This window comes from Photorhabdus sp. RW14-46 (assembly GCF_963887965.1).
Lineage (GTDB): Bacteria > Pseudomonadota > Gammaproteobacteria > Enterobacterales > Enterobacteriaceae > Photorhabdus > Photorhabdus laumondii.
Map to the genome: position 1 here is coordinate 60,071 of NZ_CAWPHH010000010.1, position 17,793 is coordinate 77,863.

Here is a 17,793-nt window from a genome sequence, read left to right on the forward strand (position 1 = left end):
TACTTACTGTTTTATGTGTATTACGTTGTCTAGGAAATTAAATGCTTGTTGAGTAAATCAATTATTAAATTGTGGTTGCTAAGATTAATAAACACCGGATAAAGGTGCTACTGGCGGCTCTTTATCCGCGATAAATCGTGCTGCCAGCGCTTCCGCTGTCCGAGCCAATAAAGTTGTATCAATACCCACAGCAACGAATAGAGCACCGAGTTTCAGGTAGTGCTCGGCAACATTGGGTGCGGACATCAGAATGCCCGGCGCTTTACCCGCCGCTTTGATTTGAGCGATGGCTTGCTCAATTGCGTCTTTCACTTCAGGATGTTGCGGATTATTGGTAAAGCCCATATCGGAACTGAGATCCGCCGGACCGATAAAGACACCATCCACACCGTCTACTTTGAGGATCTCCGGCAGGTTACGGAGTGCTTCACGGGTTTCTACCTGAACCAGAACGCAGATTTCATCGTTGGCACGATGCAGATAATCAGGAATTCTGTTCCAGTGGGAAGCTCTTGCCAGAGCGCTACCTACACCACGGATACCCGCCGGTGGATAACGGGTTGCCCGAACCGCTTCGTAAGCCTGTTCGGCGTTTTGTATCATGGGGATTAATAACGTTTGGGCACCGATATCCAGTAGTTGTTTAATGATGACCAAATCATTCCAGGGCGGACGCACAATGGGATGACTTGGATAAGGGGCGATAGCTTGCAACTGGCTTAGAATCGTCTGAATATCGTTCGGTGCATGTTCGCCATCAATAAGTAGCCAGTCGAAACCGGCTCCGGCCACTAATTCAGCACTGTAGGGGTTACAAAGCCCCAACCATAGACCGATTTGTGGCTGGCCTGCTTTTAATGCCTGTTTAAATTTATTGGTTAACCGATCCATATTTTTCCTCGTTAAACAAAACGGCAACTGATAGCACCGAGGGGGCCATAATCCACATGGAAGGTATCCCCTTTATTGGCTGGAACCGGGCGGGTAAAAGAGCCGCTGAGAATGATTTGTCCTGCTTCAAGCTGAACACCATGTGGGGCCAGTTTGTTTGCCAACCATGCGACACCGTTAGCTGGATGATTAAGTACCGCAGCCGCGACACCGGATTCTTCAATCACGCCATTGCGATAGAGCAGGGCGCTGATCCAGCGCAGATCAAACTGATCGGGCTTAATCGGACGGCCGCCCATAATGACGCCGCCGTTGGCGGCATTGTCAGAAATCGTATCGAACACTTTGCGTGGTCGCTTAGTTTCCGGATCGATGTTATGGCAACGGGCGTCGATCAATTCCAACGCTGGAATGATGTAATCGGTCGCGTTGTAAACATCAAACAGTGTGCAGTTCGGGCCACACAAAGGTTTTGCCAGAATGAATGCTAGCTCGACCTCAATACGGGGCACAATAAAGCGATCACATGGAATATCACTGCCATCAGGGAAAAACATATCGTCCAGCAAAGCGCCATAATCTGGCTCACTGATTTGTGAGCTGGCTTGCATGGCTTTTGAGGTCAGGCCAATTTTATGGCCTTTGAGTACCCGACCTTCGGCAATTTTCAACTCCACCCAGTGACGCTGAATAGCATAAGCATCATCGATGGTGATTTCAGGGTAATCCAATGAGATCTGGCGTATTTGTTCACGGCTTTTTTCTGCCTGATGCAGACGATGTGCAACCTGTGATACGACTTCTTTCTGTAACATGCGGTTAAACTCCTGTGTCTTCTATGCCACCAAAGCAGAGATATTTCACTTCCAGATAATCTTCGATACCGTAACGAGAACCTTCACGTCCCAGGCCCGATTGTTTAATGCCGCCGAATGGGGCGGCTTCATTAGAGATTAAACCTTCATTGATCCCGACCATACCGCTTTCCAGCGCTTCTGCCACACGGTAGATCCGGCCGATATCGCGGGAATAAAAATAAGCGGCCAGACCAAATTCAGTCTCATTTGCCAGATGGATGGCTTCTGCTTCATCACGGAATTTGAACAGGGGAGCAATAGGGCCGAATGTTTCTTCTTGGGAGATAAGCATGGATTTATTGACATCAGCCAGTACGGTAGGTTCGAAGAATAGACCGCCCAGAGCGTGTGGTTTACCCCCGGCCAATATGCGTGCACCGTGGGAAATGGCGTCACTGATGTGTTCCTCGACTTTATCGACGGCGGCTTGATTGATCAGGGGGCCTTGTTGTGATTTAGCGTCGCTAGCCGGGCCAACCTGCAACTGATTAACGGCTTGTGCCAGACGTTCGGCGAAGGTGTCATAAATGGTTTCCTGTACCAAAATTCGGTTAGCGCAAACACAGGTTTGACCGCTGTTGCGGAATTTAGCTATCAATGCTCCCTGTACAGCGGCATCAATATTAGCATCATCAAAAACGATAAATGGCGCATTGCCACCCAATTCCAATGATAGCTTTTTCACGGTGTCGGCACTTTGTGCCATCAAGAGCTTACCGACACGGGTTGAGCCAGTAAAAGAGAGTTTGCGAACAATCGGGCTTTGGGTCATAGCTCCGCCGATGGCTTTCGCATCGATGCCGGTCACCACATTGAATACGCCAGCGGGAATACCGGCTTGTTCCGCTAGCGCAGCCAGAGCCAGAGCGGAAAGTGGGGTTTCCGAGGCGGGTTTTAGGATCACCGTGCAGCCTGCTGCCAGAGCAGGGCCAACCTTGCGGGTGATCATGGCATTGGGGAAGTTCCACGGTGTGATGGCCGCCACAACGCCAATAGGTTGTTTGATCGTGACAATCCGGCGACCAGGCAATGGGCTTGGAATGGTTTCACCGTAGGTGCGTTTACCCTCTTCCGCAAACCACTCGATGAAGCTGGCACCATAAGCGATTTCGCCCATCGCTTCTGTCTGTGACTTCCCTTGCTCCCGGCTCAACAATTCAGCCAGTGCCGGTTGATTTGCCATCATTAACTGAAACCAACGTTGCAGAATTTGGCTGCGTTGTTTGGCTGTCATGGCTCTCCAGGCTGGTAGGGCTTGTTGAGCGGCTGCAATTGCGCGTTCTGTTTCGGCCGCACCCATATTACTGACGTGGGCAATCACTTCACCATTTGCTGGGTTAGTCACCTTAAAAGTTGCTTGATTGTCGGCATCAACCCACTGCCCGTTGATATAAGCTTGTTGACGCAGTAATTCGGTATTTACATTATTTGTCATGATTTTTTTCTCCTAAAGACACTTGTGTGAGGGGTTTTCGCCGGTAGAAAGTGGCTAGCTGCTGGCATAACCAACTCAATCCAGCACAAACAGTCATTACAAGGGCCATAGCAAAAGGGGTTTCATCTTGTAGTAAAGAGACGGCAACACTGGCGAATGCCGCCATAGCAAATTGTGCGGAAATAGCGAGCGCACTGGCGCTGCCGGCAAGTTGACCGCGATGTTGAAGTAATAAAGAGAGGCTGTTAGTACCAATGGCATTAACCAGCGAGATAAACAGTACGACCAAAATGACGATCACCGTCAGACTTTGCTGATAAAAGATAACCAATAAGATGCCAAACAGTAATTGAGCACTGGTTTGGATAAATAACAGACGGGAAACATCGTAGACTTTTAGTAAACGGACATTGAGCAGCACTACTGCCATCATGCCTAGCGCATTACAGGCGAACAGTAAGCCGTAGTAATTCGCCGGAACCTGAAAATAGTTGATATAGACGAAAGGGGAACCACTGATAAATGCGAACATGGCGGCACAAGTGAATGCCAATGTGCCGATAGTTGCCATAGCTTCACCGTCAGTCAGTAACTTGCCGTAATTTTTAAACGCGGTGATAAGTTTTCCGCCGTTATGCTGGGCGGGTAGCGTTTCTGGCAAGAAAAATAGTAATAATATTCCACTGATACAACCGAACAGGCCCAATAGCGTAAATATGGCCTGCCAATTGAAATAAGTTAACAGTAAGCCACCCAGTAATGGCGCGATAAGCGGCGCTATCATGGTCACCAAAGTCATGAGTGATAGCACGCGTGGTAATTCCTGCGGGCCGTAGATATCACGGGCGATCGCTCGGCCCATGACCACCGCGGCACCGCTGCCAAATGCCTGTAATGCGCGCAGTAAAATCAGTTGTTCAACTTGTGTCGCCAAGGTACACAACGCACTGGCAACGACGAATAATGCGATACCGCTGAGCAGCAGTTTTCTGCGTCCTAAATGGTCGCTCAGTGGGCCGTATAACAGCATGCCAATACAGAAACCGGCGAAAAATGCGCCTAAAGTATGTTGCATCTGCCCTTGTGTTGCCTGTAATTGCCTTGCCATTTCTGGCAAGGCTGGCAGGTACATATCAATCGACAGCGGCCCGAAGGCCACTAGCGCACCTAATAAAGGGATTAACCAACGAGGAGGATGCTGATGAAAGGGCTTCGGCATCACTACTCCTTACGAAACAAGGCGTGGACGTTGTTTTGTTTGTAGTTCAATACCGGGTCTAATTCTTCCATCGTAAAAGAGAGGGCAAGGTAACGTTGTGCCATCAGCGAGGCAAAATGTTGTTTGATCAGAGGAAACAGTATCTCACCAACCTGTTGACGGCTTTCAAGGCTGCGTCCTGCACCGATTTTTAGTGTCATATGGACAAAGGCGTAATCATGTTGACCATCGGCCATTTGCCAAGTATCCAGCCAGATGGCACGGCTGCGTATGCCGCCTAATGGAAAAATGCCGGTATCTGCCAGCGCCTGATGCACTTTGGCAAACAACTCCGGCAAATTGGCTTGTTCGCGGATATTTTCCGTACATTCAGCATAAAAATGTGGCATAGGTTGCTCCTAATCAGGGGATCGCGGGTTTATCGGTGATGTAATCAGGTAGTGGAAATACGGCGTTGACTTGTCCGGTGCCGGAACTGGCAAACAGTTCAGTCAGAAATTCCACTTTACCGTCATATTTATCCCAACCGAGTAGACCTAATAACATCACCGTGTCGTGCATATTGCCTTCGCCATAACAATAATCTGCATATTCCGGCAGCATCTTGCAGAACTCTTTGAATTTGCCCTCTTTCCAAAGTTGAACCACCCGATGATCCATCTGTTCATCAAATTCTCGGGTGTAGCTATTCATGCCCTCTTCGGCGCGTTGATCATCAATAAAACGGTGAGAAAGGGAACCGCTGGCGAATACCGCAACGGTGCCATCATATTTCTCAATCGCTGTCAGAATTGCCTCTCCAAGACGACGGCTATCTTCAAAAGCATGGACAGTGCAGAATGCGGAGACTGAGATAACTTTAAAATGTCGGTCACTGTTCATGTAACGCATCGGTACCAGCGTGCCGTACTCCAGTTTCAGGCTTGGGATTTCATGCGCCTGAGCACGCACGCCGACATTGCGTGCCTCTTCTGCGATCATTTGTCCCAATTCAGGGTTACCGTCATATTCATAACTCATATCCCGGATGAAGTGGGGTAATTCATTACTGGTGTAAATGCCGGAGAAATGGTCGGCACAATTGATGTGATAGGCACTATTCACCAGCCAGTGCGTATCAAACACAATAATGGTATCGACACCCATTTCGCGACAACGGCGACTGATCTCTTTGTGACCATCAATAGCTCCCTGACGGCAACCGTGATGCTTCCCCGGTAGTTCAGACAGATACATGGATGGCACATGTGTAATTTTGGCTGCTAACGCTAACTTACCCATAAAATCCTCATTTGATATCAGGACGGCGAACCGGAATTCGCCGTGGTTAACGCTGACGGAACGGTTATACCCCCCAACGTGGGATTGGATGATCCCCCATCGAGATACAGACGTTTTTCATCTCAGCAAACACTTCAAAACTGTATTCACCGCCTTCACGGCCGGTGCCGGAGGCTTTCACGCCGCCGAATGGTTGACGCAGGTCACGGACGTTCTGGGTGTTGACAAATACCATGCCGGCTTCAATATTGCGGGCCAGCCGCAAGACTTTGCTGACATCCTGCGTCCAGAGGTAAGAAGCCAGACCGTACTCCACGTCATTTGCCAGGCGCAGACCTTCTGCTTCATCTTTGAATGGCAGCAGGCAGGCGACAGGGCCGAAGATCTCCTCCTGAGCAACCCGCATACGGTTATCAACATCCGCCAGCACCGTTGGGCGCAGGAAATGGCCGTCTTTTAGGTGTGCCGGTAAGTCAATCGGTTTGTCTGGTCCACCTGCCAGCAGCGTTGCACCTTCCTCTATTCCCAGACGGATGTAACCGGAGACTTTCTCCCAATGCGGCTTGCTGATAAGTGCACCGATCTGGGTAGTTGGATCTTGTGGATCACCCACCCGCAAACGATTAGCGCGTTCAGCAAAACGCTTAATAAACTCAGGGTAGATACTTTGCTGAATGAAAATGCGTGAACCGGCGGTACAACGTTCACCATTGATAGAGAAAATGGTGAACAGCGCGGCATCCAGTGCGCGCTCAATATCCGCATCTTCGAAGATCAGAACCGGAGATTTACCCCCTAGCTCCATTGAATATTTTTTCAGGCCGGCATTTTTCATAATCTGACGACCGGTTGCTGTGCCGCCGGTAAACGAAACCGCGCGTACATCGTGATGTTTCACCAGCGCGTCACCCGCGGTAGCACCATATCCCTGAACCACATTCAGCACACCCGCAGGGATACCCGCTTCTAGTGCCAATTCGCCTAAACGGTTGGCGGTTAATGGGGAGAGCTCTGACATTTTCAGCACTGCGGTGTTACCTAGTGCTAAACAGGGGGCAACTTTCCAGGTGGCGGTCATAAATGGCACGTTCCACGGAGAAATCAGTGCACAAACACCGACGGGTTGCACCAAGGTGTAGTTGAGCATCTTGTCATCAACGGGATAGGTACGGCCGTTCATTTGCTGACAAATCTCAGCAAAGAAGTTGAAATTGTGAGAAGCGCGAGGGATCAAGACATTTTGTGTCTGATGAATGGGCAGACCGGTATCTTTGGTTTCCATTGCCGCGATTTCAGGCACATTCTCATCGATCAATTCACCCAAACGGCGCATCAAGCGTGCACGCTCTTTCATCGGCAGATCAGCCCATTTGGGAAAGGCTGCCTTTGCGGCGGCAACGGCTTGATCAACCTCTTCTTGACCGCCGGAAGCGACTTCGGCCAGCACTTCGCCGGTAGCCGGGTTTGTGGTTTCAAAATAGGTTTTACTGCTGATGTTTTTGCCGTTGATCCAATGGCTAATGACGGTCATTACAGACTCTCCTCATACTCTTGCTGGCTGACAATACGGTTAACCAGACGCCCAACACCTTCAACTTCAACAATAACTTCATCTCCCGGTATCACATCGGATAATCCTTTTGGCGTGCTGGTGGCGATCATGTCTCCCGGTTGCAGCGTCATGAAGTCGCTTAGATAAGCGATCAAAAATGGAATATTGAAGATAAGATCAGCGGTTGTACCGCGTTGACGCAATTCACCGTTAACCCAAGTGCTTAATGTCAGATTATGCGGATCGGGGACATCTTCTTTATCGACGAACCACGGACCGATGGGGGTCAGTGTATCGCGGCTTTTTACCCGGAGATTAGGACGATAGTAGTTTTCCAGATAGTCACGGATTGCGTAATCGTTACAGACGGTGTACCCGGCAACGTAATCCATCGCGTGTTCTTGAGTCACTTTGTGGGCGGTTTTGCCGATGATAACCACCAGCTCGGCTTCATAATGCATATATTCCACATGATCAGGGCGAACGGAAACCTGACGATGACCGGTTAGCGTATTGGCGGCCTTGATAAAAACCAGAGGTTCTTCGGGGGGCTTAAATTCCAGCTCAGTGGCGTGATCAGCATAATTTAAACCGAGGGCAAACAGGGTACCGTTTGCGGGTGGCAGCCATTGAACGGATTCGCTGTTGATTTTACTGCCATCAGGCAGGCAGACATTTTCCTGTTCATCGACAGTAACAATCAAATCGCGACCTTGATAGTGAACTCTTGCGTGTTTCATGCTTTTTCTCCCACTTGCACAACTTGATTTTCCAGTGATGGAAAACCTGCCGCCCGAATAACAACTTTGTCGCCCGGTTTGATAGCCACGCGTTGGTGTGGCGTTCCAAGCAGGATCACATCCCCCTCTTTGAGGGTTGCGAAATCACTCAATGCTGCAACTAATTCCGTGGCTGAACGCACCAGATCGGCTGTTGACCAGCGATCGACTTCCTGACCATTGATTTCGGTAATGATATCTAACGCATCAATGGATTCAGGATGAGTCATTTGGCCTATGGGGCAAAAACCATCGCGACACTTAGCTTTAATTGCCGGACGATAGAAAGCGGTTTCAGGCAGGCTGACTTCATTAGCTAATGCATAACCTGCGATATATTCGGCCGCATTTTCAATGGCAACTTTGCGGGCGGTTTTACCTATTATTAATGCCAGCGTTGCACCGCTTTGAACCTCTTCACCTACCGGGTGGGGAATTGCTTCACCGGAGGTGATAACGGTATTGCGGGGTTTAATGAACCATACTGGTGTTTTAGGCAGAGTGTTATAAGGTGTTTGCTGAAATGAGCCATGCCAGAAATCTACCTGGCTCTGGTGGTTGAGGGCTACGGCGAAGACAGTGCCTTTCATTAACGATTCCTCATAAACTTAAACGGGCGGTTTTAAGATGCATTTATTAATATATTAATAAGCTACGGGGCGCGTTGTTGCAATATGTTAATGTGTTTGTTAATTTTAATTGTGATCTCAGTAACAATATCTCCACTAAATTTGTTTTTTATCATTATTAATCAAGATATTAATCTTTTTTCGGATAAAGGCGTTACTCTTGCATTAACTTTTTATTAACTTTATTTTTAGGGTTAATTTTTGTTTACTTATTAATATTTTTATGATTTTTTCTTTGTGGTTGACTGAGGGACGTGCTAGTCTTTTTTATTGTGGTTATAGAGTGAGATAGTACTTTCAACAGAGAGTAAATCAGTGATTAACTAAAATAAGAGCCTTCATTACCCATGCATGAATCTCTGACAATTGCATTACTTCAAGCGCGAGAAACCGCGATGGGTTTTTTTCGCCCAATCCTTAAAAGTCATAATTTGACTGAACAGCAGTGGCGTATTATCCGTGTACTGTCTGATAATCGGTCGATTGATTTTTATGATTTATCCTGCCAGACCTGTATTCTTCGTCCAAGTCTGACCGGGATATTGACTCGCATGGAACGTGATGGCTTGATCTTTCGTCTTAAACCGATGAATGACCAGCGCAAACTTTATGTTTCTTTGACGCAGGATGGTCAGAAACTTTATGAAAAGGCGAAAGAGCAGGTGGAACAGGGATATCAGGCGATTGAAAAAGCCTTTTCGCCGGAGAAGATGGTTCAGCTTTCAGTATTGTTGGAGGAATTAATTGCTGTTGGTAAGAACTCACTGATAAATACAGGAAAGGATATTAAATAAATAGCATTTTTATTGAAAACGATGGTAATGAATAATCGTGAAATTGCTGAGCAGAATCAGCAATTATCGATTTTGGTTATTGAATAATTAACGTTAATATTTCCTGTGGGTAGATAATAAATTGCCCACGAAATAGTGTACCTGCCGGATAATGAGGGGTGAGTGTTTCCCGCAGCGCTAATGTTATTTCATTATCTTCTAGGGATAGGGCAATAATTTCAGCCGCTTCAAAGCCAAAGAACCGTTTTACTTGTGGATAGAGTGCTTTATACAAACTCTCTTTTACAGAAAAGGCAAGGGTAAATGCTTGTTCAAGTGGTAAATGGCAATGTTTCAGAAGTTGAATTTCCTTGTCATTCACAATTATTTTTGTGATTTCATCTATATTTTGACGATCGACGATAGCTTCTATATCAACACCAATTAATCGGTTATGAGTTTGCGGTGCAGCCAGCACAATTGCACAATGAGATGAATGAGAAACAGAACCACAAATATTCTGCGGCCAGATTGGCGCGCGATCATGACCAGAGATTAAATTAAATGCTGGTTGTCCTAATTGTGCTAAAAGTTGTCTGGCACAATAACGTGCTGCCAGATATTCAGCCCGCCGCTTTTTGACTGCTTTAGTTAAGGTAGCAGGAAAGGGGAGGTTTAATTGATTGAAGAGTTCATCGTGATAATGTGAAAGATCAAAGCGGGCATGCCAGAAATGCACTTGGTGGTGTTTAACAACCGTTCCATACTCGATTTGAGTGATAAATCCGTTGTCATATTCTGGCAGTGATGCTTGATTGGTGTGTATAACTGTCTGTTCCATGTTAATTATCCAGATAAGGAAATGCTGCCCAGTTTATACTGAATATCACTCATATTGAACGGTAAAATGTGCTATTGCGTTAGCTTTTCCACCTGTTATTCTATCATCGGTTTGATAATAACGGGCGGTGAAAGGTAAATTATAACGAGAATTCCTGTCAGAATAGCCTACAGCAAATGGTTTCCCAATAGGAACGGGCGTTCCCATATATAAAATTTGCACACCAACCCCTTTGGCTGTATTTGTTGCATTAGTTCTGTTTAATTGAATAATACTCTCTGGGGCATCACTGATTGTTCTTGCGGAAAATGTAATTGTAGGTTTGATTCTTTCTGTACATTCAATGTTGATATTAAAATCAGCATGGCCGGCAGTTGTTCCTTTTCCTTTAAACGAAGAGCTGTAAACATCATGAAATCTAACGGTTTGATCGCCAGATAGCGCCATGCAACCTTGAGCAGTAACATGATATCTTGTTTTGTTTCTTATTGTTATTAGACGGATGCCGTTCGATGTTTGTAATAGGGAAATTATTCCAGCGTGTAATGATTTTCCTGATTTAATTTCACCCTCTTTATAGAGATAAACATCAATATCACCGATATCTTTCCAGGTAATTTTTTTCTTTTCTGGCGGGTAATAGATATAACTTCTACCATCAATTGTGGGATATTTCATATTATTTAGATTTCCAGTAGCAGCAACAAAATATAAATAGAGGTTATCTATACCTGTTGTTAACTTTCCTGTCCCATGCTCCGTATTACCGGCCATGCTGGGATAAACACTTTCACCAAAAACCAAATATCCGTTGTCATCACATGAAAAAATAGGATCATTTATATTGAGCCCCATGCTGCTAGCTAATTGTTCAGCACTGAATCTGACAACATGAATACTTTTAGTGTTTGATGTGTTTAAGTTTAATTTAAGTGAATTTAAATCAAAATATACAGTGCCGTTACCCGTTGTGGATTCTGAAATACAAGCAGCATGTATTTTATTGATATTGAAAAGTAAAACAGCAGAAATTAATAACCGTAAATAATATTTCATATCTATGCCTATTGAGATTTATTCTTAATTACTGACAACATGAATTATTAATAACATCACTCATTAATAACACTATTTATTAATAAAATAATGAAGTGAGAGTGGCGCGGCACCACTATCTTTTCGGTATAAGTTATCAGTGGAATTAATATGGCAGATCTATTTATCGTCTAAGTCAGGTTTTAATTCTGCTGTATTATTAACACCACTGAGGAAAATTTCTCTTTTTTCTCATGTTATCGTGATGTTAATAATTTAAGTCAAATTGGATGGTTTGTAAAGCTATTTGTATTCAATTGTGAAGTGTATTGTTGCATTAGCTTTTCCGCCGGTTACTTTATCGTCTATTTGGTAGTAGTGGGCAGTAAGCGGTAAATAATAAAGATCTTTTTCACCTCGCCATTCAGTTATAGCAAGAGATGTATCCATATCAACAGGGTTATTGTTATGTAACAATTGAACACCAATACCTTTGGCTGTTTTTCCCTCGCTGTATTGATGTAGTTTAACAATGCTATTTAGACTTGGGCTTACTACATCTCCTGTGAACTTAATAGTGGGGATATTTTTATCTTTACATTGAATGAGAATATGGAAGTTATTACGGCCAGCAGTAGAGCCTTTCCCTTTAAATGAAGAAGTATTAATCCTTCCAAGTTTTATTTCTTTATAGGGTGTGGATGTCATACAGCTTTGACTACCAATTATATTGTCTTTGTTATATTTGATATTTATTAATTTTTTACCATCACTTGTTGATAAAGAAGATATCAACCCTCTTCTTAGTATGGAGCCTGATTTTATATCACTTGTTTGAATAAGATTAATTGTTATTTTACCGATATCTCTTAACGTTATTTTTCTATTGATGCCATCATGAGAGCTACCCTTCCCATCTCCATCATAAGAGATGAAAAAATATAAATTATCTACACTGGTTTTTATCCAACCACTTTCTTTGGCGAGTTCTATTCTTCCTGATGTCATTTTGAAAGATATATTTTCATTATTATCACAGCTAGCAATGGGTGAATCGGCTTTAATTCCTATTTTGTTAGCCAGCTCCATAGGACCGTATTCAGCGATGATAATAGGTCTTCGAATATTATGGTCTGCATTGATAATTTCATTTATATCAACATTTAAATCAATCGCTTTAAATTTATTGTTCAATTTACATGTGGCAATTGATTTTGTCATGTTGAGTAGTATTAGTAATAATATTGCTAATATAATTAATTTATTTTTCATACTTTCCCTAGATAAATACTATCTTAATTACTGACAACGCAATGAAGTCAAAATAATACCATTAATTTTTTGATATAATTTACTATCGAATTGAATATGACAGCTCTGTTTATCGCCTAAATCGGCGGTTAATTTTGCTGTGTCACTCACACCACTGAGGAAAACTTCGCCCTTTTCATTCACCATGCCATTGACACTATTTGGGCCTGTAATTATCGTGCCGAATGGGAGTTTCTTACCGTTATGTTGTAAAGTTAAAAATACTCGATGACCAACACGAATAGAATAATCCGCCAATACCAAAGCGCCTTTGGTTGGAATAACCTTAGTGGTTGGATTATCAATATCTACGTCATCACCGAATGTATTGGTATCAAGGGATAACATATTTTCCCGATATTGCGATATATAAGGCACAATGGTATATCCCCGCCAATCTGTACTGATAGAGGTATTATTCAGTACCTTGGCATTGGTTGCCCCGGGGGCACGAATTAAGGCGCTGGCACCGCTTTCGCTAATATTTTGTGCCAGAGTAACGCCATAGGGATGGGCAATAATAGCTCCTTCTAATCCATAATTAATCCGCTGATTTTTTCTATGATCGGTGGTATAACCTACATTAATTGAACCATATGAGCCTCGGTAATATAGACTGGCGGCATTACCTGATTGTTTTTCTTTCTCTGATTTTTCGTAGCTGTAATCTTGAGAAATCATATAGTTCAGATTTTGTTGTTCCAGTAACGAGCCGGATAATGTCATTGAATGCTGGCTGCTACCGTTGGTGTTATAAGCGGTATCATAATCTACCGATGCGCTATGATTATCTGATGGCAGCCATTTATCCAGAGGAATACTGATATTGAATGAAAAAACTTGATCATTATTAATACTTGAGCGATTACGATGATAATTGTAGCTTAATGATAAAGAGATATCATGAATATTAGTGTTATAGGACATAGAATATGACTGATTCTTACGGGTTTTATCTTGCCAATAATCTTGCTGCCAGGCTGATAATGAAAGATTACCATATTGTCCTAAGTTTTGGCCCATCGTTATTTGCATCCGGTTTTTAGGCGCACTATTTCTGCTATGATCAGCAAATGGGTCGTTATTATTGGAATAGTTATTATTGGAATAGTTATTATTGGCATCGCTAAAGCTGTAATAACCATTGGTATTGTAGCGATAACCGGCTAATGTCACCGTTGTATTAGTTTCAGTAAAACCTTTACTGTAGCGTATCTGATAAGATTGCCCGCTTTTCTTTTCTCCGTTTGGGAAATGGGTTGCTGCATTGGTGACATCGATTGATACCGCACCAATTTTTCCCAGATTATGCCCTAAACCTAATGCATGGCTTTGATAGTCAGAGGAAATAATCACTCCACCATAAATGGTGGTGCTATCCCATAACCCATAAATAGCTTCTGTTTGAATAAATCTTTTTTTACTGGCCTGTTTACCACCGCTGAATTTACCGATATTAGCAAAATATTTCATTTGGCCGGCACGGATCATTAATGGTGAGGCAGCAAAGGGCTGAGTAAATTTTCTGATATTGCCATTTTCTTCATAAATAGATATTTCCAGATCACCATTCAGGTTACTGGGGTAAATATCAGTAATTTCAAACGCGCCTGGTGGAACAAAAGTCTGATAAATAATATTATCTTTTTGGTGCACTTCTACTCTTGCGTGAGTCATAGCAATACCGCGGACAACAGGCGCAAACCCTTGCTGGCTATCTGGCAACATTTGGCTATCCGACATCAATTTAATGCCATTAAAAGTGAAACTATCGAATACCATGCTATCGGTGGATGTTTCACCCAATACCAGACGAGATCTTAATGGGCGAATATCCCGTTCAGCATAGGCTTTAAGCGATTGCCATTCAGATGTTGTACCCGTATGGTTGTAGTAACTATTATGACGAATTCGCCACGGACCTAAATTAAAGCCACTACGTAAATTCAGATATTGATTCTGTTCACTTTGATTTTTATTCCAGGATTGCATTCCTGTCAGATGATAATTGGTGAAAAACATAGGCAGACCATCATCCCACTGCTCAGGGGAGATATCTCCCCTGATTTGCGATTGCATGGCCGCTTGCGGAAAATTCAACATCAGCGTAAGAGCACTTAAATCCAGCTCTGCTGACGCTTGTTTAATATATTTCTCAGGTTGAGAAATGATCTCTTGTTCAGCAAGGGATGCTAATTCTGGGAAGCTTGCTATTTTTACCCCGATTTCTTTCAGTAAACGGATAGATAATTCAGGACAAAGTTTCTCACCACAGTCAATAAAGGACAGGCTTTTAATGCCAATATCCCTTTTATTGACGATAACGTTAACTTTATAGATACCTGGAATATGGGCGTCCGTTTTTGCCAGGCTCTCCAGATTAATATTTTCTCTATCTTCGTCTGATAATTGTAATGCATTGATATCGAAATACAGCTCTGCATATGCTGGCAACGATAAACAACAAATCATTAAAGCAAAGCTAATTATTTTTTTCACAATACACTCATCAGACAATATTATCAGAAATTAAACTGGCGCTCTTCTGTTGTGCCACCGTAATCGTTGATAGCAGTCAGAGTTACGCTTTTTATGCCATTTTTGGTTGAAAATACCTTATGACTAAAAGGGGGAATAAATCCGGGTTTAGGTATTAATGTTCCGTTAATTTTCATCTCATTAAGATTAACGTAATAAGCTGTGGGGTTAGTTAATTGAACACCATGGGCATTACGTGATGCTGCCAAACGATTAATGGCATCATTAGCCTCGTTATCAGATAACCCGGATGGACGATAAATCAATTTGATAATATTTTTTATCGTGATGATCATCTTGCTATTGTCATTTTTTTCAACGGCCGGGATCGCATTGACATTAAGTAAAAATATCGATTCCCGATCCACAGGCAGATGATTGCCGATATATGAAACACGGATCTGGTGTTCGCTCTCTTTCGACATCTTAAACAATGGTGGAGTAATAACGAACGGTACTTTATTTTGATTGTTATCGATATTATCTACCCACGACTGTACAAGATAAGGTCTTTCTGTATCCGAGTTGGTGATAGAAATCGTGGCTTCTTTTTGTGAGCCATTATAGATCAGGCGAGTTCCGCCTAAAGTAATCCCTGCTTGTACTTGTCCCATAAAAAAGACAAGCAAAAAGGGAGTAATAAAGCGAAGCATTTTTACTCCTTTGGTTATAAAAATGTTTAATTATATTAAAGATGTTTATTCGATGATTATGGATATATGATTGTGAAATTGAAAGTTTTATCTATAGAGCCAATCGAAACATTATTTTTTGTTGAAATTAGTCCTGCTCTGAAATTCATAGTGGCGGTGTTACTTGCAATTGTTGCAATCCCAGGGACATTTGTTCCTGGTGCTATGTTGTTTCCATCACTTCCTTTGAGTATTTGAATACCTACGCCGGCAAGTCCTGAACTGTAAACATTTTTATTATCAGCGTCAGGTCCGCCGTCAAATGAGATACCTAGAGCTCCTGTCACATCACAGGATGTTAAGGAGATAGAAAAATCTTTACTTATACCAACTATATTTGCCTTTCCTCCAAATGCGTTTTTTGACAACTTACCGAAGTCTACTGCAACATCTTTGGTAGTTATCGTACACCCTTCATTAATAATCGTACCTCGGAATTTAATTGTTCCATCATAAGATAACGCACTGAAACTACTGAAAACTGCTAATACCGTCACTAAAGAAGCCAAAATAAAATTCTTTTTCATTTAAAAATACCTTACCTTAATAAATATGTTTTTTAGTCTTGTCTATACAATAAAGATATATATCTGACCATTAGGATAGTTTAATGGTTGATAATATCATTGAAGTCATTTTTATCATGGTATATACCCGTCATCTTTCAAGCTGCCTCTTTGTTGGCTGCACTCACTCACCCCGGTCACATAGTTATCTATGCTCCCGGGGATTCGTTCCCTTGCCGTCGCGATGCAACTTGAAATCCATAGGGTATAGAATGCAATCGCATATTTAACCATTTTTTTCATATATCTTTAGTTTATCCTAATTTAGTCATTGTTTCTCACCATGTTATAGTCTGTGTATTTATATTCATATTGTTGATAATAAATTTCTGATATTGATTTTTGATATAGAAAAGAATGGTTTTTTCTCTGAGATATCATCTATTATTGTAAGCTTATTCGTGTTGTTAATAATGATTCTTATTTCTATTTAAATGCTTGTAATGCTATAGCATGATAAGTACCATATTGATAGCAAAATTCTTGTAAAGTACTGCTAATAACAGTGAAAAACTCTTATAGGTAAAGTGTATATCACATATGGATAAACTTATCTTCACTATTTTTATTGAAATGGAGATTCAATAACGATATTAACAATAGTAATCTATAGCTACTCAACACACTAGTATCTTACTCAAAGAAAGTGAATATTCTGATTGGGCAAATCGTAATATATAATGCCATCGTATTAACGATATTAATACGATCGGGTAAATTGCCATCTTAACCGCGATTAAGATAACGAAAATTTCTTCTTATTTTTCTTCGGATTTTAAGTTGAATTCCAATTCAGAGTTTCGTTTTTGCTTTAGTTTTATTCTCACTCGACGGAAAATAGTATTAACTAAAATATGATCTTTTTCAACAACTTCAACAAAAAAATTGTATTTTTTTTACAATTAATAAAAATTTCTTTTTATTTCATTGTGTTATAAGATTAAATTAATCGATTGATTGAGTTAATTCAATCAAGAAATAATAATGATGTTTATTTAATGTCTTATTTTTCATCATTATATAAATTAGACAAATTGATTCATTTTTGTCTTATTATTAATTCGGATATTCTGTTGCTATCGATGTGTCTGTATATTTCATCATCAAAATTATTAATCACAGTTTTAGTCAGAGAAGAAATTAATCGGGCTGGAACAACTGTGTTAACAGATGTCAACCCCTGTTATCTGATGTGGACATTTAGTGTGCTAATATCGAAATAGTAGTAAGTCACGTAATGAAAAATTAAGTCATGGAAGGTATTGAGGTTAATAAGGCTAATTTTCCAGATACCTGAGTTGTAGTGATGGGACATAAAGGTGTTCTATCAGGTAGAGGTAACACAATTCTGTTTTGGTTATATTGCTGACAATGGACATATTTTTTGTTAGCTT

At 42.1% G+C, this 17,793-nt stretch carries 17 protein-coding genes; 1 reads left to right on the forward strand and 16 read right to left on the reverse strand.

The window, feature by feature from the left end:
- Window positions 1-84 precede the first annotated feature (84 nt).
- The 9 genes from hpaI to AACQ38_RS10775 all read right to left on the reverse strand — a co-directional run bounded on the left by hpaI (window position 85) and on the right by AACQ38_RS10775 (window position 8,604).
- Window positions 85-891, reverse strand: coding sequence for a 4-hydroxy-2-oxoheptanedioate aldolase (gene hpaI / locus AACQ38_RS10735; RefSeq protein ID WP_113025297.1), 807 nt, complete (start codon window positions 889-891; stop codon window positions 85-87).
- A gap of 11 nt (window positions 892-902) precedes the next feature.
- On the reverse strand, window positions 903-1,706 hold the full coding sequence (gene hpaH, locus AACQ38_RS10740; RefSeq protein WP_011145346.1) for a 2-oxo-hept-4-ene-1,7-dioate hydratase: 804 nt from the start codon (window positions 1,704-1,706) through the stop codon (window positions 903-905).
- Between the two features lie 4 nt (window positions 1,707-1,710).
- Complete coding sequence (locus AACQ38_RS10745; RefSeq protein WP_165578095.1) at window positions 1,711-3,183, reverse strand: NAD-dependent succinate-semialdehyde dehydrogenase; 1,473 nt, start codon at window positions 3,181-3,183, stop codon at window positions 1,711-1,713.
- Entirely contained in the window at window positions 3,173-4,402 is a 1,230-nt protein-coding gene (locus tag AACQ38_RS10750; protein ID WP_162107516.1) for a Bcr/CflA family multidrug efflux MFS transporter, read from the reverse strand. Before AACQ38_RS10750 ends, AACQ38_RS10745 begins: the two co-directional genes overlap by 11 nt.
- Before the next feature lie 2 nt (window positions 4,403-4,404).
- Window positions 4,405-4,791, reverse strand: a complete 387-nt coding sequence (locus tag AACQ38_RS10755; protein WP_011145349.1) for a 5-carboxymethyl-2-hydroxymuconate Delta-isomerase — start codon at window positions 4,789-4,791, stop codon at window positions 4,405-4,407.
- A gap of 13 nt (window positions 4,792-4,804) precedes the next feature.
- Window positions 4,805-5,683: a 3,4-dihydroxyphenylacetate 2,3-dioxygenase gene (gene hpaD, locus AACQ38_RS10760; RefSeq protein ID WP_011145350.1), complete on the reverse strand. Its 879-nt coding sequence runs from the start codon at window positions 5,681-5,683 to the stop codon at window positions 4,805-4,807.
- Between the two features lie 64 nt (window positions 5,684-5,747).
- The gene (gene hpaE, locus AACQ38_RS10765; RefSeq protein WP_011145351.1) at window positions 5,748-7,214 is read right to left on the reverse strand and encodes a 5-carboxymethyl-2-hydroxymuconate semialdehyde dehydrogenase; all 1,467 of its coding nucleotides are present in this window, start codon (window positions 7,212-7,214) and stop codon (window positions 5,748-5,750) included.
- Window positions 7,214-7,975 (reverse strand): fumarylacetoacetate hydrolase family protein, encoded by a 762-nt coding sequence (locus tag AACQ38_RS10770; RefSeq protein ID WP_165578096.1) that lies wholly within the window; start codon window positions 7,973-7,975, stop codon window positions 7,214-7,216. Before AACQ38_RS10770 ends, hpaE begins: the two co-directional genes overlap by 1 nt.
- On the reverse strand, window positions 7,972-8,604 hold the full coding sequence (locus tag AACQ38_RS10775) for a fumarylacetoacetate hydrolase family protein (protein ID WP_011145353.1): 633 nt from the start codon (window positions 8,602-8,604) through the stop codon (window positions 7,972-7,974). Before AACQ38_RS10775 ends, AACQ38_RS10770 begins: the two co-directional genes overlap by 4 nt.
- Window positions 8,605-8,990: 386 nt before the next feature.
- Between AACQ38_RS10775 and hpaR the strand changes: the two genes are divergently transcribed.
- Window positions 8,991-9,437, forward strand: a complete 447-nt coding sequence (hpaR, locus tag AACQ38_RS10780) for a homoprotocatechuate degradation operon regulator HpaR (protein WP_109791371.1) — start codon at window positions 8,991-8,993, stop codon at window positions 9,435-9,437.
- A 76-nt stretch (window positions 9,438-9,513) separates the two neighbouring features.
- On the opposite strand, the gene AACQ38_RS10785 is transcribed toward hpaR, so the two are convergent.
- The 7 genes from AACQ38_RS10785 to AACQ38_RS10815 form a co-directional block, all read right to left on the reverse strand.
- Window positions 9,514-10,257, reverse strand: coding sequence for a 4'-phosphopantetheinyl transferase family protein (locus AACQ38_RS10785; protein WP_165578097.1), 744 nt, complete (start codon window positions 10,255-10,257; stop codon window positions 9,514-9,516).
- A gap of 45 nt (window positions 10,258-10,302) precedes the next feature.
- The gene (locus tag AACQ38_RS10790) at window positions 10,303-11,313 is read right to left on the reverse strand and encodes a fimbrial protein (RefSeq protein WP_011145356.1); all 1,011 of its coding nucleotides are present in this window, start codon (window positions 11,311-11,313) and stop codon (window positions 10,303-10,305) included.
- Window positions 11,314-11,595: 282 nt separating this feature from the next.
- On the reverse strand, window positions 11,596-12,564 hold the full coding sequence (locus tag AACQ38_RS10795; protein ID WP_165578098.1) for a fimbrial protein: 969 nt from the start codon (window positions 12,562-12,564) through the stop codon (window positions 11,596-11,598).
- Between the two features lie 27 nt (window positions 12,565-12,591).
- On the reverse strand, window positions 12,592-15,102 hold the full coding sequence (locus tag AACQ38_RS10800; protein ID WP_339367040.1) for a fimbria/pilus outer membrane usher protein: 2,511 nt from the start codon (window positions 15,100-15,102) through the stop codon (window positions 12,592-12,594).
- Between the two features lie 23 nt (window positions 15,103-15,125).
- Window positions 15,126-15,794, reverse strand: a complete 669-nt coding sequence (locus AACQ38_RS10805) for a fimbrial biogenesis chaperone (protein WP_162107518.1) — start codon at window positions 15,792-15,794, stop codon at window positions 15,126-15,128.
- 56 nt (window positions 15,795-15,850) lie between these two features.
- Window positions 15,851-16,360 (reverse strand): fimbrial protein, encoded by a 510-nt coding sequence (locus AACQ38_RS10810; RefSeq protein ID WP_011145360.1) that lies wholly within the window; start codon window positions 16,358-16,360, stop codon window positions 15,851-15,853.
- A gap of 114 nt (window positions 16,361-16,474) precedes the next feature.
- Window positions 16,475-16,642, reverse strand: coding sequence for a hypothetical protein (locus AACQ38_RS10815; protein ID WP_165578100.1), 168 nt, complete (start codon window positions 16,640-16,642; stop codon window positions 16,475-16,477).
- Window positions 16,643-17,793: the final 1,151 nt, after the last annotated feature.